Annotated in this window: 16 protein-coding genes; 6 read left to right on the top strand and 10 right to left on the bottom strand. The window is 70.5% G+C overall.

What is annotated here, in order from left to right; genetic code table 11:
- Positions 1-19: 19 nt before the first annotated feature.
- Positions 20-475, top strand: a complete 456-nt coding sequence (locus tag ACIRON_RS25965) for a MaoC family dehydratase (RefSeq protein ID WP_091052783.1) — start codon at positions 20-22, stop codon at positions 473-475.
- 7 nt (positions 476-482) lie between these two features.
- On the opposite strand, the gene ACIRON_RS25960 is transcribed toward ACIRON_RS25965, so the two are convergent.
- The 3 genes from ACIRON_RS25960 to ACIRON_RS25950 form a co-directional block, all read right to left on the bottom strand.
- Positions 483-1,526, bottom strand: coding sequence for a S66 peptidase family protein (locus ACIRON_RS25960; RefSeq protein ID WP_402996890.1), 1,044 nt, complete (start codon positions 1,524-1,526; stop codon positions 483-485).
- A gap of 65 nt (positions 1,527-1,591) precedes the next feature.
- Complete coding sequence (locus ACIRON_RS25955; protein ID WP_402996888.1) at positions 1,592-2,875, bottom strand: thymidine phosphorylase; 1,284 nt, start codon at positions 2,873-2,875, stop codon at positions 1,592-1,594.
- A gap of 17 nt (positions 2,876-2,892) precedes the next feature.
- On the bottom strand, positions 2,893-3,306 hold the full coding sequence (locus tag ACIRON_RS25950; protein WP_402996886.1) for a cytidine deaminase: 414 nt from the start codon (positions 3,304-3,306) through the stop codon (positions 2,893-2,895).
- Positions 3,307-3,485: 179 nt separating this feature from the next.
- Between ACIRON_RS25950 and ACIRON_RS25945 the strand changes: the two genes are divergently transcribed.
- From ACIRON_RS25945 to ACIRON_RS25930, 4 genes are all read left to right on the top strand, one after another.
- A complete protein-coding gene (locus ACIRON_RS25945) occupies positions 3,486-4,577 on the top strand; it encodes a BMP family protein (protein ID WP_402996884.1) in 1,092 nt (363 codons plus the stop codon).
- A gap of 112 nt (positions 4,578-4,689) precedes the next feature.
- Positions 4,690-6,204, top strand: a complete 1,515-nt coding sequence (locus tag ACIRON_RS25940; protein ID WP_402996882.1) for an ABC transporter ATP-binding protein — start codon at positions 4,690-4,692, stop codon at positions 6,202-6,204.
- Positions 6,201-7,490: an ABC transporter permease gene (locus tag ACIRON_RS25935; RefSeq protein WP_402996880.1), complete on the top strand. Its 1,290-nt coding sequence runs from the start codon at positions 6,201-6,203 to the stop codon at positions 7,488-7,490. Before ACIRON_RS25940 ends, ACIRON_RS25935 begins: the two co-directional genes overlap by 4 nt.
- A gap of 5 nt (positions 7,491-7,495) precedes the next feature.
- Complete coding sequence (locus tag ACIRON_RS25930) at positions 7,496-8,779, top strand: ABC transporter permease (RefSeq protein WP_402996878.1); 1,284 nt, start codon at positions 7,496-7,498, stop codon at positions 8,777-8,779.
- A gap of 6 nt (positions 8,780-8,785) precedes the next feature.
- Here the strand turns inward: ACIRON_RS25930 and ACIRON_RS25925 are convergent, their stop codons facing one another.
- Genes ACIRON_RS25925 through ACIRON_RS25905 form a run of 5 tightly spaced genes read right to left on the bottom strand, consistent with a single transcriptional unit; the run spans position 8,786 to position 16,690 of the window.
- On the bottom strand, positions 8,786-9,961 hold the full coding sequence (locus ACIRON_RS25925) for an amidohydrolase (protein WP_402996876.1): 1,176 nt from the start codon (positions 9,959-9,961) through the stop codon (positions 8,786-8,788).
- 12 nt (positions 9,962-9,973) lie between these two features.
- Positions 9,974-10,972, bottom strand: a complete 999-nt coding sequence (gene meaB, locus ACIRON_RS25920) for a methylmalonyl Co-A mutase-associated GTPase MeaB (RefSeq protein WP_402996874.1) — start codon at positions 10,970-10,972, stop codon at positions 9,974-9,976.
- A 13-nt stretch (positions 10,973-10,985) separates the two neighbouring features.
- Complete coding sequence (locus ACIRON_RS25915; RefSeq protein WP_402996872.1) at positions 10,986-12,677, bottom strand: serine/threonine-protein kinase; 1,692 nt, start codon at positions 12,675-12,677, stop codon at positions 10,986-10,988.
- Between the two features lie 57 nt (positions 12,678-12,734).
- Complete coding sequence (scpA, locus tag ACIRON_RS25910; protein WP_402996870.1) at positions 12,735-14,903, bottom strand: methylmalonyl-CoA mutase; 2,169 nt, start codon at positions 14,901-14,903, stop codon at positions 12,735-12,737.
- A complete protein-coding gene (locus ACIRON_RS25905; RefSeq protein ID WP_402996868.1) occupies positions 14,900-16,690 on the bottom strand; it encodes a methylmalonyl-CoA mutase family protein in 1,791 nt (596 codons plus the stop codon). Before ACIRON_RS25905 ends, scpA begins: the two co-directional genes overlap by 4 nt.
- A gap of 89 nt (positions 16,691-16,779) precedes the next feature.
- Between ACIRON_RS25905 and ACIRON_RS25900 the strand changes: the two genes are divergently transcribed.
- A complete protein-coding gene (locus tag ACIRON_RS25900) occupies positions 16,780-17,247 on the top strand; it encodes a hypothetical protein (protein WP_402996866.1) in 468 nt (155 codons plus the stop codon).
- Here ACIRON_RS25900 and ACIRON_RS25895 read toward each other — a convergent pair.
- Together ACIRON_RS25895 and ACIRON_RS25890 are read right to left on the bottom strand one after the other, a co-directional pair.
- Positions 17,244-17,585: a DUF1707 domain-containing protein gene (locus ACIRON_RS25895; RefSeq protein WP_402996864.1), complete on the bottom strand. Its 342-nt coding sequence runs from the start codon at positions 17,583-17,585 to the stop codon at positions 17,244-17,246. The two genes, ACIRON_RS25900 and ACIRON_RS25895, sit on opposite strands and share 4 nt — an antisense overlap.
- Positions 17,582-19,126 (bottom strand): sulfatase-like hydrolase/transferase, encoded by a 1,545-nt coding sequence (locus ACIRON_RS25890; protein ID WP_402996862.1) that lies wholly within the window; start codon positions 19,124-19,126, stop codon positions 17,582-17,584. The genes ACIRON_RS25895 and ACIRON_RS25890 overlap by 4 nt, the downstream gene beginning before the upstream one ends.
- Positions 19,127-19,314 lie beyond the last annotated feature (188 nt).

Genomic DNA, 19,314 nt, shown 5'->3' with positions numbered 1-19,314 from the left:
ATGCCGCTAGATTCCGGGGGTGCGTACATTCACCACTCTCCAAGAAGTATCCGACGCCGCAGGCACCGAGATCGGCACCGGCGAATGGCTCCAGGTCGACCAGGACCGCGTCAACGCCTTCGCTGACGCCACCGGCGACCACCAGTGGATCCACGTCGACGAGGAGCGGGCCAAGGAGGGACCGTTCGGGGGCACCATCGCCCACGGCTACCTGACGCTGTCGCTGATCCCCTACCTCGGTGTCAGTGTCTACTCGCTGGAGACGCCGGGCGCGAAGCTCAACTACGGCCTCAACAAGGTCCGGTTCCCCACCCCGGTCCTGGTCGGCTCCCGGATCCGTCCGGTCATCACCTTCGGCGAGGTCACCGAGCTCCCCACCGGCCTCCAGCTCGTCGTGAAGACCACGATCGAGATCGAGGGTTCGGCCAAGCCCGCATGTGTCGCCGAGTCGGTCGTGCTCCTGCTGGAGGCCTGAGCCCCGCTCAGGAGTAGTCGGCCCACAGACGCTGGGTCGTGCCGTCGACGGTCATCTGGCCACCGTAGGGCAGGATCCACTGCGGTCGGGTGTGCCCGAACGGTGGGCCGACGACGACCACGGCGTCGGGGTTGTAACGAGCGACGGTCTCGATCGCCGCGTCGCGCTGCTCGGCGCGCTTGGCGGCGCGCTCCTCAGCGCTCGGGCGACGCTCGAAGTCGGACGTCGGCGGGCGAGCCACGACCACCGCGTCGATCGCCTCGAGCAGCCCGCGCTCGCCCAGCGAGCGCGCGATCCAGCCGAACTCCTGCGCCGGGATGAGCTCCTCGGAGGTCTCCAGCAGGAGTACGCCACCCGCCACCACCCCCGGGTCGGCCGGGAAGCGTCCGGCGGTGAGCGCCCACTGGAGGATCTCGATGCAGCCGCCCCAGGTGCGGCCGGTCACCTCGCGGGCCGGCCCGGCCCAGGTCCAGGGCTCGGTCGCCTCACGCTCGCCGTACTCGGTCAGCGCGCGCAGGTCGTTCCAGTCGCGGCCGATGTCCTCGGACTCCCCGGGCTCGGTGATCTCGAGCCGCTCGCCGGTCAGCAGCGCCGCCTTCAGCGAGGCCTCGTGGATCGGGTCGAGCCCCGGGCCCGGCCCGAGGTGGACCTGGGTCGAGCCGCCGTGGAACGCCGCGACGCCGTTGGTCCACAGCCAGTTGAGCAGGTTGGTGTTGTCGCTGTAGCCGAGGAACGGCTTCGGGTCCTTTCGGACCATGTCCGCGTCGAGGTGCGGGATCACGGTGATCTGGTCCTCGCCCCCGATGGTCGCCAGCACCGCCCGGATCTCGGGGTCGCCGAACGCGGCATTCAGGTCGGCCGCGCGCTCCTGCGGGGTCGCGCCGAGCTTCCGGGTCGTCGGGTACTCCACCGGCACCAGCCCGGTCACCTCGGTCAACCGCGCCAGCGCCTGCTCGTGGATCGCCGGCCCCACCCCCGGCGCGGCGAAGGAGGGTGACAGGACGGCGACCTTGTCGCCCGCGACGGCCTTGGGTGGCTTGACGATCTTCATGTACGAAGTCTGACGTGCCGCCACCCTCGAGAGCGACGGGTTATCCATGCCGTTCGCTGGTCGAGTCAGGCGATCCGGTCGAGAATCAGCGGCGTCGCCGCGTACGCAGCCCCGTCCCCGATCTCGTAGCCACCCTCCAGCGCGGCGAGCGCGCGCTCGAAGCGTTCGGGGGTGTCGGTGTGGAGCGTGAACAGCGGCGCACCAGCAGCGACCGAGTCGCCCGGACGAGCGTGCCAGGTGACGCCGGCACCGGCCTGGACGGCGTCCTCCTTGCGCTCCCGCCCGGCGCCGAGGCGCCAGGCCGCGAGCCCGACGGCCATTGCGTCGAGCCGGGTCAGCACGCCAGCGGTCGGCGCGGTGATCACGTGGGTCTCGCGGGCGACCGGCAGCGTCGCCGTGGGGTCACCGCCCTGCGCCGAGATCATCGCCCGCCAGGTGTCCATGGCCTTGCCGGAGGCGAGTACGTCGGCGGGGTCCGGGCCGGAGACGCCGGCGGCGGCCAGCATCTCCCGCGCGAGCGCGACGGTGAGCTCGACGACATCTGCGGGCCCGCCGCCGGCCAGGACCTCGACGGACTCGGTGACCTCGATCGCGTTGCCGGCGGTCAGGCCGAGCGGGGTGGCCATGTCGGTCACGAGCGCGACCGTGTTGACGCCCGCGTCGGTGCCGAGGTCGACCATGGTGCGCGCCAACTCCTGCGCGGAGGCGAGCGTCTTCATGAACGCCCCGGCGCCGACCTTGACGTCGAGCACCAGCGCCCCGGTGCCCTCGGCGATCTTCTTGGACATGATCGAGGAGGCGATCAGCGGGATCGACTCGACGGTGCCGGTGACGTCGCGCAGCGCGTAGAGCTTGCGGTCGGCCGGGGCCAGCCCCTCACCGGCCGCGCAGATCACCGCGCCGACGGAACCGAGCTGCGCCAGCATCTCCTCGTTGGACAGCGACGCCCGCCAACCGGGGATCGACTCGAGCTTGTCGAGCGTGCCACCGGTGTGACCGAGCCCGCGGCCGGACAGCTGCGGCACCGCCACCCCGCACGCCGCGACCAGCGGCGCCAGCGGCAGCGTGATCTTGTCGCCCACGCCGCCGGTGGAGTGCTTGTCGGCGGTCGGCCGGGCCAGGGAGTCGAACGACATCCGCTCTCCCGAGGCGATCATCGCCGCGGTCCACCGCGCGATCTCGCGCCGGGACATCCCGTTGAGCAGGATCGCCATGTTGAGCGCCGACATCTGCTCCTCAGCGACGACCCCGGCCGTGTAGGCCGCGATCATCCAGTCGATCTGCGAGTCGCTCAGCTCGCCGCCGTCGCGCTTGGCGAGGATCACCTCGACCGCATCATGCTGTGACATGGGTACCACCCTAGGCATCAGGCCAGCGCCTCCGGACCGAAGGCGTCAGGAAGGACCTCGGACATCGGCCTCACACCCGAGACGGTCATCAGCAGCAGCTCGGGGCCGCCGTTCTCCCAGAGCAGCTGTCGGCAGCGGCCGCACGGCATGATGACCTCGCCACTGCCGTTGACGCAGACGACGTGGGTGAGACGGCCGCCGCCGGTCATGTGCAGGGAGGAGACCAGCCCGCACTCGGCGCACAGGGTCACTCCGTAGGCCGCGTTCTCCACGTTGCAGCCCTGGAGGAGCCGCCCGTCGTCGGCGTATCCGGCCACTCCGACACGAAAGTTGGAGTAGGGCGCGTACGCATTTTTTGCGGCCTCGACGGCCTGCGTGCGCAGGCCTTCCCAGTCAAAGCCCTCTGCGGCGTACGTCTGCTTCTCGGTCATGGTTCGACCTTAAAGCCTGTCCGGACAACCGAGCGCAAACGAGGCGGCTTAGGCTTCGTCCAGATCAAAAGTTGGTAACCGTTCGCGTAATCCCTGGCAATGCTCGGTCTTTGGGGAGAGCGTTCGGACATGAATGTCCTTTGCGCCGCGTTCCGCGGAGCAACGACCTGGAGGCACCAGTGAAGAACAACATCAAGAAGGCCGCCGCCGGCGGCTTCGCCGCGGTCCTGTCAGCTGCCGCGCTCGCCGCGTGCGGCGGTGAGGCGCCGGCCGAGCGCGCCGGGGAAGGCAACAGCGACTACCTTCCCTGCATCGTCTCCGACTCGGGCGGGTTCGACGACAAGTCGTTCAACCAGCTCAGCTTCGAGGGCGTGAAGGAGGCCGCTGACGAGCTGGGTTCGAAGTACAAGGACGTCGAGTCCAACAGCGAGAACGACTACGCCGCCAACCTCGAGGGTCTCGTCGGACAGAGCTGCGACACCATCGTGACCGTCGGCTTCGCGCTCTCGGCGGCCACCATCGAGTCGGCCAAGGCCAACCCCGACACCGAGTACGTCCTGATCGACGACGCGGCCGACGCCGACTTCGACGGCAAGACCGACGCGGAGAACATCAAGCCGATCCTCTACGACACCGCCCAGGCCGCGTTCCTGGCCGGCTACGTCGCCGCCGACTACACCAAGACCGGCGTCGTCGGCACCTACGGCGGCCAGCCGTTCCCGACCGTGACGATCTTCATGGACGGGTTCAAGCAGGGCGTCGAGTACTACGCGAAGACGAAGAACAAGGACGTCAAGGTCGTCGGCTACGAGGGCGGCGAGAAGGGCTCCTTCACCGGCGAGTTCGTCGCCAACGAGAAGGCCACCAACACCGCCCGCCAGATCATCGACCAGAACGCCGACGTGATCCTGCCGGTCGGCGGCCCGATCTACCAGGGTGCGCTCACCGCCATCGCCGACTCCGGCAAGGACGTCGCCCTGATCGGTGTCGACGCCGACTTCTACGAGACCGACCCGAACACCCAGGACGTCGTGCTCACCTCCATCCTGAAGAACATGAAGACCTCCACCAAGGACGTCATCCTCGCCGCGGGTGAGGACAAGTTCGACGCGACGCCGTACGTCGGCACGCTCGAGAACGACGGGGTCGGCCTGGCGCCGTTCCACAACTTCGAGTCGAAGGTCTCCGAGACCCTCCCCGACGAGATCGACGAGGTCACCGCCGGCATCAAGGACGGCTCGATCAAGGTCAACTCCTACCTGGCGGAGTGACCAACCCGGTGGTCCCGCCCGTCGGGGCCACTACGACGAGGGGGCCGGATGCACCCGGCCCCCTCGCCACGTACCTTCGGAATTTCTCCACCTGCAAGGAATGATCCGTGCCATGAGACTCGCGCTTCGCGACATCACCAAGCGCTTCGGCTCCCTGGTCGCCAACGACCACATCTCCCTGACCGTCGAGCCGGGTGAGATCCACTGCCTCCTCGGTGAGAACGGCGCGGGCAAGTCCACGCTGATGAACGTTCTCTACGGCCTCTACCAGGCCGACGAGGGCGAGATCCTCATCGACGACGAACCGCAGCGCTTCAAGGGCCCCGGCGATGCGATGGCCGCCGGCATCGGCATGGTGCACCAGCACTTCATGCTCATCCCTGTCTTCACCGTCGCCGAGAACGTCATGCTCGGCCACGAGTCCACCGGTTTCGCCGGTCGCCTCGACCTCGACGCCGCCCGCAGGCGGGTCCGGGAGATCTCCGACCGCTTCGGCTTCCAGGTGGACCCCGACGCGCTCGTCGAGGACCTCCCCGTCGGCGTGCAGCAGCGGGTCGAGATCATCAAGGCGCTCTCGCGTGACGCCGAGGTGCTCGTCTTCGACGAGCCGACCGCCGTGCTGACGCCGCAGGAGACCGATGAGCTGATGACGATCATGCGCCAGCTCAAGGAGTCCGGCACGGGCATCGTGTTCATCACCCACAAGCTGCGCGAGGTGCGCGAGGTGGCCGACCGGATCACGGTCATCCGCCGCGGCGCGGTCGTCGGCGAGGCCTCACCGGAGGCCTCCAACGCCGAGCTCGCGGCCCTGATGGTCGGGCGCCCGGTCGAGCTCAAGGTACACAAGGACCCGGCACAGCCGGGCGAGCGCGCGCTCGTCGTCTCCGACCTCACGGTGGTCGACGAGGACGGCTATGTCAACGTCGACTCGATCAGCTTCCACATCGACGCCGGTGAGATCCTCGCCGTCGCCGGTGTCCAGGGCAACGGCCAGACCGAGCTCACCGAGGCGATGGTGGGCCTGGCTCCGCACGTCGAGGGCTCGATCAAGCTCGACGGCCGCGAGATCGTGGGCCGCTCGGTCCGCAAGGCGCTCGAGGCGGGCATCGGGTTCATCCCCGAGGACCGCCAGGTCGAGGGCCTGGTCGGCAACTTCACCATCTCCGAGAACCTCATGCTCAACCGCAGCTTCGACGAGCCCTTCGTCTCCCGCGGATCGCTGAACCTCAAGAAGCTCGACACCTTCGCCAAGGAGAAGCTGGCCGAGTACGACGTACGCGCCCCCGGGGTCTCGACCCTGGCCGGGCAGCTGTCGGGCGGCAACCAGCAGAAGGTCGTCGTCGCCCGAGAACTCTCACGTGACCTGCGACTTCTCGTCGCGGCACAGCCGACGCGCGGCGTCGATGTCGGGTCGATCGAGTTCATCCACCAGCAGATCGTGGCCGCGCGCGACACCGGTGTCCCGGTGCTCGTGGTCTCCACCGAGCTCGACGAGATCGCCGCCCTCGCCGACCGGATCATGGTCCTCTACCGCGGGCGGGTCGTGGGCATCGTGCCCGCCGACACCTCCCGCGACACCCTCGGCCTGATGATGGCCGGCGAGACTCCTGAAGGGATTGAGTCGTGAGTGAGAAGGGGCCGGAGAACGAGCCGGCCGAGACGACCGAGCCGACCGAGCCGACTGGGCCGACCGAGCTGACTGAGTCGGTCGATGAGGTGAAGGCGTCCTCCGACGCCGACCGGGTACCCGAGGCGAGCCGTTGGCACCTGGCGATGCGCGAGATCACCACGGGCAACGCGCTGGTCGCGGTGCTCTCGGTGGTGCTCGCGATGTTCGTCGGGTCGCTGATGATCCTCTTCACCGACGAGGACGTCCGCTACGGGCTCTCCTACTTCTTCGCCCGCCCCTCCGACACGTTCGTCTACGCGTGGGAAGCCATCTCGGGGGCGTACGTCTCGCTGTGGCGGGGTGCGGTCTACAACGACCTGGCCGGGACGTTCACCCAGCAGATCAAGCCGATCACCGAGACGCTGAAGTTCGCCGCGCCGCTGACGCTGGCCGGGCTCGGCATCGGCCTGACCTTCCGCGCCGGGCTCTTCAACATCGGCGGTCGCGGCCAGATGCTGCTCGGTGGCGCCGCCGCCGCGTTCGTGGCGGTCCGGCTCGACCTGCCGATGATCGTGCACCTGCCGCTGGCCATCCTCGCCGGAGCACTCGCCGCCGCGCTGTGGGGCGGCATCGCCGGCCTCCTCAAGGCGCTCACCGGTGCTCATGAGGTGATCGTGACGATCATGCTCAACTACGTCGGCTACTACCTGGTCTTCTACGCCCTGACCCGCAAGTCGCTGCTCCAGGCGCCCGGGTCGGGCAACCCCAAGTCCTCGCCGATGCCGGAGTCGGCGATCCTGCCGGATCTGCTCGGGCCGCAGTTCAACCTGCATGCCGGGTTCCTGCTCGCGGTGCTGGCGACACTCCTCGTCTGGTGGATCCTCAACCGCTCCTCGCTCGGCTACCGCTTCCGCGCGGTGGGCGAGAACCCCTCGGCCGCGAAGGCCGCCGGCATCAACGTCGGGGCGGCCTACCTCAGCGCCTTCCTGATCTCCGGCGCCCTGGTCGGACTGGCCGGGGTCAACCAGGTGCTCGGCTCGGTGACCGACGGCGCGACCAGCGGCCTCGACGCCGGAATCGGCTTCGACGCGATCACGGTCGCGCTGCTGGGACGGTCGCGCCCGTTCGGCATCCTGGCCGCCGGGATCCTGTTCGGCGCGTTCAAGTCCGGCGGCTTCTTCATGCAGGCCTCCGAAGGCATCCCGGTCGACATCGTCTTGGTGATCCAGTCCCTGATCGTGCTGTTCCTCGCCGCGCCGCCCCTGGTGAAGGCGATCTTCCGACTCCCCACGAAGGAGGCCTGAGGACCATGTCCGTTGCCGATCTTCCGGTCGACTCCGACGAACCAGTCGTCGCCGAGCGCATCCCGGGCCTGTGGAAGACGCCCATCGTCATGGCGGTGTTCACCGTGCTGGTGGCGCTGCTCGTCATCCTGGCTCCTCGCACCGGCGACTCCACCTTCAGGTGGAGCCGCGACGGTGACTGGTTCGCCATCCCCGACATCACGCTGCCGGCCAACGCCGTCGTCTGGACGGCCGTGCTGCTGTGCCTGCTGTGCACGGCGTACGCGGCATGGACCGCTCGCGCCGGCCGCAAGACTCCCCTGTGGCTGGTCGCGGCCTTCGCCGTCATCGCGGTGTCCGGGTTCCTGGCCTGGGCGGTCGCGGGCAAGACGCTTCCCGTGGTCGGCCTGCTCGCCGGCGCGCTGGCGCTGGCGGTGCCGCTCGTGTTCGGTGCGCTCGGCGGCGTACTCGGTGAGCGGTCGGGCGTCGTCAACATCGCCATCGACGGGCAGCTGCTCTTCGGTGCCTTCGGCGCCGCGATCGTCGCCTCCATCACCGGCAGCCCCTGGGCCGGCCTGGTGGCCGCGATGGTCGCGGGGATGCTGGTCGCGCTGCTCCTGGGCCTCTTCGCGATCACCTACTGGGTCGAACAGGTCATCGTCGGTGTCGTCCTCAACGTGCTCGTGATCGGCTTCACCAGCTTCATGTTCTCCCAGGTCCTCTCGGAGAACGCCGCGGCGCTCAACAACCCGCCCCACTTCCCGCGCCTGGAGATCCCGCTGCTGTCCGGCATCCCGGTGCTCGGCCCGATCTTCTTCCGCCAGACGGTGCTGGTCTACATCATGTACGCCGCCGTCTTCCTCATCGCCTGGGCGCTCTACCGGTCCAAGTGGGGCCTGCGCGTGCGCGCGGTCGGCGAGCACCCGAAGGCGGCGGACACCGTCGGCATCAACGTGATCGCCACCCGCTACCGCACCGTGCTCCTGGCCGGCGCGATCGCGGGCATCGGCGGGGCCACCTACACGCTCGTCTCGGTGCCGTCCTTCGGTCGTGAGATGACCGGCGGCGCGGGCTATATCGCGCTGGCCGCGGTGATCTTCGGCAAGTGGGACCCGATCAAGGCGACCCTGGCGGCGCTGCTCTTCGGCTTCGCGTCCAACGTCGAGTCCGTGCTCTCGGTGATCGGCTCTCCGGTGCCGTCGCAGTTCATGCTGATGCTGCCGTACGTGGTGACGATCTTCGCCGTCGCCGGCCTCGTCGGGCACTCGCGTGCCCCTGCGGCAGACGGGGTGCCGTACCGAAAGGGCTAGCCCGGGCTAGACCAGCGCGCGGTGGGCGGCGGCTGCCAGTACCTTGGCGCCGACGCCCACCGCGCGTTCGTCGATGCGCAGGTCGCCCTGGTGGAGGTCGTAGGTGGGGCCGCCGGGGGTGCGTACGCCGAGACGGAACATCGAGCCGGCGACCTGCTCCTGGTACCAGCCGAAGTCCTCGCCACCGAGGCTCTGCGCGGAGACGACGGCACCCCGCTCCCCCAGAACGGCGCGGACGCTCTCGACGAGGATCTGGTGGGACTCCTCGTCGTTGCTGACCGGCGGGACACCGCGGGTGTAGTCGACCGCGGCCGTCACTCCGTAGGGCGCGATGATCTCGGCGACGACCTCGCGTACGACGTGCTCGACCTCGCTCCAGGCGTCGCTGTCGAGGATCCGCACGGTGCCTCCGACGGACCCGTGGGCGGGGATCACGTTGTGGATCTGGCCGGCCGTCACCTTGCCCCAGACCACGCTCACGCCGGCCCGGGGGTCCATCCGGCGGCTCAGGATCACCGGCAGCTCGGTGGTCACCTTGGCGAGCGCGAAGACGAGGTCGCCGGTCAGGTGCGGGCGGGAGGTGTGACCGCCGGTGCCGCTGAGGTGCACGTCGATCAGGTCGGCCGCGCTCGTCAGAGCGCCGGAGCGGATCCCGACCCGGCCGACGTCGACGGTCGGGTCGCAGTGCAGCGCGAAGATCCGCTCCACGTCGTCGAGCGCGCCCAGGCTCATCAGGTGCAGCGCCCCGCCCGGCATGACCTCCTCGGCGGGCTGGAACAGCAGGCGTACGCCACCGGGCAGCGGTGACTCGCGATGCAGGTCGGCCAGGGCGAGGCCGGCGCCGAGCAGCGCCGTGGTGTGTACGTCATGGCCGCAGGCGTGCGCGACGCCGGGGACGGTGCTCGTCCAGACGTCGGTGGTGACGTCGTCGACGGGCAGCGCGTCCATGTCGCCGCGCAGCGCGACGACCCGGTCCGCCTGGCCCAGGTCGGCGATCAGGCCGGTCGCAGAGGGCCGGTCGACCTGCCAGCCCGCCTTCTCCAGTCGCTCGGCGATCAGCTCGGTGGTGCGATGCTCCTGCCAGGACAGCTCCGGGTGCGCGTGGATGTCCCGGCGCAGGTCGGTCAGCTCGGCGTCGTAGGCATCGACTCGCTCGGCGAGGAAGGCAGCAGGCTCCAGCATGGTCTTGTCAGACTAATCCTTGTCGTAGGCGGCGAGGATCCTGTCCGCCGCGACAGTCGCCGGAAGCTCCCCGGAGAGCACTTCGTCACGCACCTCGTCGCGGATCGCCTTGACGCCTACGGAGTGCTTGAGCCGCTGGTCGAGCTCGTCTCGGACGAGCGCCCAGGTGAAGTCGAGCTGCTGCTCGGCGCGCTTGGTGCGCAGCCCGTCCTTGCCGAGGTGGGCACGGTGGGCCATCACCTGCTCCCAGACCGAGTCGACCCCGTCGTCGTGGAGCGCCGAGGCGGTGACCACCGGCGGCGCCCACTCCTCACGCGAGCGCACCAGCCGGAGCGCTCCGGCGAGCTCGCGAGCGGCAGCGCGGGCCTCCTGGGCACGGTGGGGGTCGTCGGGGTCGGCCTTGTTGACCGCGATCACGTCGGAGATCTCCAGGATGCCCTTCTTGATCCCCTGCAGCTGGTCACCGGTGCGCGCGATGGTGAGGAACAGGAACGTGTCCACCATCCCGGCCACGGTCACCTCGGACTGCCCGACGCCGACGGTCTCGACCAGCACCACGTCGTAGCCGGCCGCCTCCAGCACCGCCATCGCCTGCACTGTCGCCCTGGCGACCCCGCCGAGGGTGCCGGCGGACGGGGAGGGCCGGATGAAGGCGTTGGGGTCCACGCTCAGCCGGGCCATCCGGGTCTTGTCGCCCAGGACGGAGCCGCCGGTGCGTACCGAGGACGGGTCGACCGCCAGCACCCCGACCTTGAGGCCGTTGGCGGTCAGCCGACTGCCGAGCGCCTCGATGAAGGTCGACTTGCCGACCCCCGGCACCCCGGAGATGCCGACCCGCACGGTGTCGCCCGCCGGGAGCTTGGTGAGCAGCTCGCGCGCGATGTCGCGGTGCTGGGGCTTGGTCGACTCCACCAAGGTGATCGCCCGTGACACCGCCGCCCGCTTGCCGTCGCTGATGCCGTCGAGAAGGTCTTGTACGTCGGGCCCTGGCATGGCCAGCACCTTAGCCAATCGCGCGACGATGTCAGCGAGCGCGCCACAGGGCGTCGCGGACGGCGTCGGGCAGCCGCCCCGCTCGCCCGTCGTCCAGCGGCACCCACGAGACCCCCATCTGCACCGCGTACCAGGCGACGGCGGCGGCGATGATCGCCAGGCCGACGACGGCGACGACCCAGCGCTGCCACGGCGAGGAGGCGGCACGGGCGACCGGCCCGACCGTGTCGCGGACCCGTTGCGAGGCGAGCCAGGCCGCGGCCATGAAGGTCATCGCGGCGGCGTAGAGAACCGCTGTCAGAGGTACGCCGAGACCCAGGCATCCGACCGCGACGGCGGCCGCGATCACTCCCGTCAGCGCGGTCAGCGCCGCCGTGCCGGGGACGGCGCGCAAGAGGTCCCACGGCGAGCGGACCAGCGCCCACGGCCCGTCGTACCACTTCCGCCCGCGTGCCTCCCGGCGCTTGGCCAGGTGGTCGGCGGCCAGCGACGTCGCCCGCAGCAGCCAGACGCCGAGGCCGAGCAGACCGGCTCCCAGGAACGGGTACGCAGCCACGACCCCGGCGAGGATCGCGGCGAGCGCGACCAGGATCAGGAAGTGCATCGGACCCGGCCAGCGTTTGAGGTTGGCGTGCTTGCTGGGCGGGCTCCACCCGGGCTCGGGCGACGGAGCCGGTGGCGGCGCCTGCGGGTCGAACCTGCGCACCACCAGGGGCTCGGCCGGCACGTCGGCGTCGGTCACCGCTGTCGGCGGCACCTCCTCCACCTCCGTCATCGCATCGTCGGCGGCGTCCGGATCGACCAGCGTCGGCTTCAGCTCGGCGCCCGTGGGTGCGGCGGCCAGCGGCATCGTCACCGGCAGCACCTCGGTGACCGCCGAGGCATCGCCTCCCGACCACGGCACCTCGGGCTCCATCAGCCACTCCCGCAGCTCTTCCAGGCCCGGCCGGTCCGCGGGATCCGTCGCCAGCGCCGCCGTCAGGACCTCCCGCATCGAACCGTCGATGCCGTCGAGGTCGTGCTGGCCGCGGCGTACGCGATCCAGGACGGCCATCGAGGGACCGGTCCCGAACGGAGGTCGCCCCGTCAGCGCGTAGGCCGTCGTGGCCGCCCACGAGTGCACGTCGCTGGCCGGCGTCGAGGGCGTCCCCTCCAGGATCTCCGGCGCCAGATAGCCCGGGGTGCCGACCAGCCAGCCGGTGAGCGTGATCTTGGGATCGTCGGCGACCCGGGCCAGCCCGAAGTCGATGAGCACCGGCGTACGCCCCTCCATCACGACGTTGGAAGGCTTGACGTCACGGTGCAGCACGCCGGCGTCGTGGCAGGCCGCGACCCCGCCGGCCAGGCAGCGTGCCAGCCAGAACCGGTCCTCACCGACGACGGGTCCGTCGTCCTTGATCCGGTCGTGCAGCGTCGGCCCCGGCACGTAGCGGGTCGCGACGTAAGGCAGGTCCGCGTAGGGGTCGGCGTCGACGACCTCCGCGATCCAGGGGCTGCGCACCTGCCGCAGCGACCGCACCTCACGCTCCAGCCGGGCACGGGTCTCCTCGTCCCCCACGACATGCGTACGCAGCACCTTCAGCGCCACCCGCTCGCCGGTCTCCTCGTGGCGGGCCAGGTGGACGACTCCCATGCCACCCTCACCGAGCTTGGTGAGGAGCTCGTAGGCGCCGACCCTCACCAGCCCGTCCCCGGATGCCCGCCCGGGGCGTAGGTCCGTCACAGCTCTGAGGCTAGACGAGCCGAACGCCCCCGGCGAGGACATACCGCGGCGGGAGTGTCAGTGGTCGAGCTGCTCCCGCAGACGACCGAGCAGGTCGATGGCGGAGTCGGCGATGACGGTGCCCGGCAGGAAGACCGCGGCCGCGCCCATCTGCTCGAGCGTGGCCACGTCGTCGGGCGGGATGACCCCGCCGATGACGATCATGATGTCCGGGCGCCCCTGCTCCTCCAGCGCCGCCTTCAGCGCGGGGAGCAGTGCGAGGTGACCGGCAGCCAGCGACGAGACCCCGACGATGTGTACGTCGGCGTCGACCGCCTGCTGCGCGACCTCCTCGGGCGTGGAGAACAGCGGGCCTACGTCGACGTCGAAGCCGAGGTCGGCGAAGGCCGAGACCACGACCTTCTGGCCACGGTCGTGGCCGTCCTGGCCCATCTTCGCGACCAGGATGCGCGGCCGGCGACCCTCGGCCTCCTCGAACTCCTTGGTCGCCTTCAGCACGTCGGCCACCTTCGAGTCACCCGACGTCGTCGCCTCATCCCGGTACACACCGGAGATGGTACGGATGACGGCCTGGTGCCGGCCCCATGCCTTCTCCATCGCGTCGGAGATCTCGCCGACGGTCGCCTTCGCCCGGGCCGCGTCGACGGCCAGGGCGAGCAGGTTGCCCTCCAGGTTCGCCCCGGACTTCTCGGCACCGGCAGAGTTCGTGATGGCCTCCAGGGCCCGGCGTACGTCCTCGTCGTCGCGCTCCGCACGCAGCCGCTCGAGCTTGGCGAGCTGCTGCTTGTAGACCTGGTCGTTGTCGACCTTGAGCACGTCGAGCGGGTCCTCGGAGGGGAGCCGGAAGGTGTTGACGCCGATCAGCTTCTGGGCACCGGAGTCGAGGCGCGCCTGGGTGCGGGCGGCCGCCTCCTCGATGCGCATCTTCGGGATGCCCTGCTCGATCGCCTTGGCCATCCCGCCGGCCGCCTCGGCCTCCTGGATGTGGGCCCAGGCGCGCTCGGCGAGGTCGTGGGTGAGCTTCTCGACGTAGTAGGAGCCGCCCCACGGGTCGATGATCTCGGTCGTGCCGCTCTCCTGCTGCAGCAGCAGCTGGGTGTTGCGGGCGATGCGGGCCGAGAAGTCGGTCGGCAGCGCGATGGCTTCGTCCAACGCGTTCGTGTGCAGCGACTGGGTGTGACCCTGGGTCGCGGCCATCGCCTCGATCGCGGTGCGGCCGACGTTGTTGAAGACGTCCTGGGCGGTCAGCGACCAGCCGGAGGTCTGGCTGTGGGTACGCAGGGACAGCGACTTGGGGTTCTTCGGGTCGAACTGGCTCACCAGCCGGGACCAGAGCGCACGGGCCGCGCGCATCTTGGCGACCTCCATGAAGAAGTTCATCCCGATCGCCCAGAAGAAGCTGAGCCGCGGCGCGAACGCGTCGACGTCGAGGCCGGCGGCCAGACCGGTGCGCAGGTATTCGACGCCGTCGGCCAGGGTGTAGGCGAGCTCGAGATCGGCCGTCGCCCCGGCCTCCTGCATGTGGTAGCCGGAGATCGAGATCGAGTTGAACCGGGGCATCTTCGCGGCGGTGTAGGAGAAGATGTCGCCGATGATCCGCATCGACGCCGCCGGCGGGTAGATGTAGGTGTTGCGGACCATGAACTCCTTGAGGATGTCGTTCTGGATGGTCCCGGCCAGCTTCTCGGGCGCGACACCCTGCTCCTCGGCCGCGGCGATGTAGAGCGCCAGCACCGGCAGCACCGCACCGTTCATCGTCATCGAGACGGACATCTCGTCGAGCGGGATGCCGTCGAACAGCGTCCTGGTGTCGTAGATGGAGTCGATCGCGACGCCGGCCATGCCGACGTCGCCGCGCACCCGCGGGTGGTCGGAGTCGTAGCCACGGTGGGTGGCCAGGTCGAAGGCGACGCTCAGGCCCTTCTGGCCGGCCGCCAGGTTGCGGCGGTAGAACGCGTTGGACTCCTCCGCGGTCGAGAACCCGGCGTACTGCCGGATCGTCCACGGCTGGGTCGTGTACATCGTCGGGTAGGGCCCACGCAGGAACGGGCTCAGGCCGGGGAAGGTGTCGAGCGCGTCGAGACCCTCGAGGTCCGCAGGCCCGTACGCCGGCTGGATCTCGATGCCCTCGGGGCTCAGCCAGCCCGCACCGGTCGCCTCGGCGGACGGGCCTGTCGCGCCCCCGCCGTTGAGCGGGATGCCACTGAAGGATCCGGGAATCGTCATGAGAGCTTCTCCCTCGTAGCGGTCAGGAAGGCGAGCGCGTCGACACCCATCGAGGCGGCGTCGTCCACCTCGGCGTCGACGGCGTCGGGCTTCCCGGCGATGATCACGTGCGTGGCGCCGGCCTCGCGGAGGGCCGCGATCGCGGCCGCGCCCCACTCGGCGTACGTCTTGTCGGATCCGGCCAGGCAGACGACCGGTGGCGTGCCGGCCGCACGGTACTTCCCGGCCAGCTCCTCGGCGTCCGCGGTCGCACCCGCGACCTCGACGCCGATGCCTCCAGCGGCGAGCAGGTTGGTCGCGAAGGTCGCCCGGGCGGTGTGCTGGGCGACCGTGCCGAGGGTGGCGAGGAAGACCTTGGCGGTGGCTGGGGTGTCCCGCAGGGCCTCGAAGGAGGCGCCGTAGCGCACGACCCGCTCGTTGAGAGGATCGCTCGGCCGCGAGGGCAGCGTCTCGGCGAGGTTGGGGAACTCGGTGAGCCCGGTGATCGGCCGCTTGCGGCGGGCGATCGCCTTCTCCCGCGCGGCCGAGACAGCGGCGATCCGGTCGCGGAAGGGCGAGAAGTCGTGGCCTCCGACGGCGTTGGCCCCGGTCCATTCCTCCTCGAGCTGGATGAACGCCTCCCAGCCGGCGGCGGCCATGTCGGCGGTCAGCTGCTCGACGGCGAAGGAGCCGCCGGCGGGGTCCGCGACGGCCGCGACATGGGACTCGTCGATCAGCAGGTGGGACACGTTGCGGGCGATCCGTCGCCCGAACCCGTCAGGGACGCCGTTGGCGGAGTCGAAGGGCAGCACGGTCACCGCGTCCGCGCCGCCGACGCCGGCGGCGAAGGCGGCGACGGTGCCGCGCAGCATGTTCACGTAGGGGTCGTACTTCGACAGCATCGGCCGCGAGCTCACCGCGTGGATGCGCATCTCCACGCCCTCGGCCCCGGAGAGCTCGAGGACTCGTGCCCACAGCTGCCGGGCAGCCCGCAGCTTGGCGATCGTCGGGAACTGCTCGTCGGTGGCCGCGAACCGGAACTCGATGAGGCTCGCCGCGACGGCGGGCGAGAACCCCGCCTCGGTCAGCGCGCGCAGGTAGGCGACGCCGACCGCGATCGACCAGCCGAGCTCCTGCACGTCGGACGCGCCCAGATCGTGCGCCGCCGTGGCGTCCACCACGATCGCGCGCACGCCGATCCCCTGTGCGAGACGGGCGAGGTCGACCAGCTCGGCGAACGCCTCGTCGGGCGCCAGCGGCAGGTCGCGCAGCAGCGCGCCCATCGGATCGGCACCCAGGTTGGTCCCGGCGTGCAGCCCGGCGCCACGCTCGGCGATCAGCGCGAGCAGGTTCTGGGCGACCTTGACCGCGCCGATCGGCGCGTCGAGCACGATCGGCGCCAGGTCGAGGAGCACCTTGTCGAGGAGCACCGCGAGGTCGGTGGTCTCGTCGGCGGCCACCCACAGCGAGGAGACCCCGCCGTCGAGGTCGACCAGGGCGGCCTCGTTGGCCGTCTTGGCGTCGACCCCCGAGAGACCGGAGACGAGGGAGCGGATGTCCCAGGCGCCGGAGCGCGTGGGACGTGCCGCGTCGGCAAAGGACTCCTCCGGCAGCCCGAGCGGGGCGATCCTGAGTCCGTCGAGGGAGGTGCGCGTCAGCTTGTCCCAGACGAGCGAGTCGGCGTCGTCGGCCGACAGCCGACCGCTCTTCCGGAGGACGGCAGCAGTCGCCGCCTCCCACTCGGCCTGGGAATGGGCATCCGCCGGCTGGGCAAGGCGCAACGAGTCGTCGCGAGCGGCGTCGTTCATGAATCGAACCTTAGGCCGATGGAGTGGCGGTGACCACAAAGTGTGAGGTTTACAACCGCTAACTGAGACGCGCCGTTAGGTTGAGCGCCGTGAAGGTACGCACCCCGGCCGGACAGACCTACCGGATCACCCGCCGCTGGGTCCCCTGGCAGCGGAAGTCCCGCCGGCTGAGTCTCGACGGATTCGACGTCCCCGTCGATGCGCCTTCGGGCGACGATCCGATCAGCGCGATCCTCATGGTGCTCTGGCTCATCATCGCGCTGCCGATCATCGGCGTGGCCGTCGTGGTCATGCTGCTGACCGGCATCGAGCTTCTCATCCTGCTCGCGATCCTCCCCTTCGCCATCGGCGCCCGGGTCGTCTTCGGCCGCCACTGGACAGTCGAGGTGCGCCGCGGCTTCACCCCCATCCACGAGGAGCGCGCGGGCAGGTGGGCCGCCAGCGGCGTACGCATCTCCGAGCTGGCGCGAGAGATCGAGTCGGGCAACGTCCCGGCCGACACCCTCACCAAGCAGTCGACCAAGCAGTCGGCCAAGCAGTCGACGAAGCAGTCCTAGTCGCGCCAGAGGCGCAGCAGCGGCAGCCCCGTGTAGACCAGCACCCACACCGGCCAGAAGAACCCCCGGCCGGTGACGTGCCACGCCACCACGGCGATCGCACCGCAGATCAGGAACACCAGAACATCGCGTACGAAGCGCCGGCCCGCCCCGGGCGAGGAGACGGGTTCCTCCTCCCCCAGGTCGTCGACCACCGCGGCGAGGTCGGCGGACCTCGCCGCGCCCCACACCGCCTCGGCGCGTGACTCCAGCTCGGGCGCGTCGATCCGCCCCGCGGCGTACGCCTCCACGAGCCGCGCCCGCGCGGCCTCGCGCTCGAGGTCGCCGACGCGCGTCACAGCGCCTCCAGATCGAGCGCCCGTCCGGCGGCGTACAGGTCCTTCGGGCAGGTCGAGGCGGCGCAGGCCTGATAGCGGTCGGCGAGGCTGGCGAGCGCCTTCACGGTCTGCGCGGCGGAGGGGTCCGCGGCGAGGTTGTGCTGCTCATAGGGGTCCGAGGAGCGGTCGTAGACCTCGACCTGGCCGGTGTGCAGGCGGGCGTAGGTCCAGGAGCCGACCCGGACGCCGGACCACAGCTGCCTGCTCCCGTCGGTGACCCGCCAGCCCGCGACCGGGATCGCGCGGACCTGCTCGGGGGCGCTCAGCCACGGCATGATGTCGATCCCGTCCAGCGGGCCGGGAGCGCGCGCCCCGGCCGCCGCCAGCAGGGTCGCGGCGATGTCCGGGTTGGTGACCGGGGTCCGGACCGTCCGCCCGCGCGGCACCCCGGGGCCGCTCATCAGCACCGGGATCCGCAGCGACTCGTCGTAGTGCCACAGCTTGCCGTTGAGGTTGTGGTAGCCGTTGGAGAAGCCGTTGTCGGAGGTGAAGACGACCAGCGTCCGCTTCAGCTCACCGCTCTTCTTCAGCCCGCCCAGGAGCGAGGCGATGTTGCGGTCCAGGCTGCGAATGGCCTCGAGGCGGCGCTGGTAGGCGATCCGGAGGGCGTCCTTCTTCCGCGGGTTGAACTTCCCGCGCCCGGGCGAGCCCTTGGCATAGCCGGAGGTGTCCTCGGGGAAGAGGTTGGGGCGCGCCGGGATCTGCACGTTGTCGTAGAACCCGCGGTCCTGGGTGTCGGGCACGGTCACGGACAGCGCCGCATCGGTGCCCGGGTAGATCTTCTTCGGATCGTCGGGCCCGGAAGGCCCGCCGTGGTGCGGCGCCACGTAGTTGACCCAGGTGAACCAGGGGTTCCCGGTCGCGCGCTCGGCCGCGATCCCGGCCTTCGCGTGCTCGGTGATGACGGTCGAGGAGTAGCCCTTGGACTTGACGATCTTGCCGTTGACGCTGAACTTCGGCGAACGGAAGTTGTAGGTCGACGGGTCGACGGTCGCACGCCACTGGTCCCACCCGGGCGGCACGTCGTCGCGGGTCGCACCCTCGCCGTAGCCGTTGAGGTACTTCCCCGCCAGGATCGTCGAGTAGCCCGCGTCCTGCAGCGAGGTGGCCACCGTCGAGGAGTCGTCGAAGGCCTGATACCCGCCGTACGGCCCCTCGATCGTGCGCGCGCCGTGATTGTGGGCGTACTGCCCGGTCAGCAGCGAGGCCCGCGCCGGCACGCAGATCGGCGTCGGCGCGATCCCCTCGGAGAAGGCGACCCCGGTCCGCTCGACCAGCTTCCGCACCCGCGGCAGGTAGTCCATGTCGAGGGAAGAGAGGTCATCGACCGTGACCATCAGCAGGTTCGGCCTCTCCACGGGCCGCTCCAGCGCAGGCGTACGCGACGGGCCCGCCGCCACGGCGGCCGGCTCGTGCACCAGGCCGGTCACCGCGAGAGCGCTCATCGCCACCGTCGCGACAACAGCGCGCTTGCGACGGGTGAACAAGTTGCCGACCGGCATGACCAACACTCCCAGAGTAATAAGAGTTACTTACTCTAGTTTAACCACGACGGCAGGGTAGTGGGGGGGGGGCCGGGCCCCCCCCCCGCCCCCCCCCCACCCCCCCCCCCCCCACCCCCGGGGGGGGGGGGGGCGGGGGCCGCCCCGGGGGGGGGGGGGCGGGGGGCGCGCGGCCGGCCCGCCCCCCG

The organism is Nocardioides sp. NPDC101246, from assembly GCF_044767415.1.
Classification (GTDB): Bacteria; Actinomycetota; Actinomycetes; order Propionibacteriales; family Nocardioidaceae; genus Nocardioides.
Note: the sequence above shows the minus strand (reverse complement) of the source record. Positions and strands in the feature narration are given on the sequence as shown.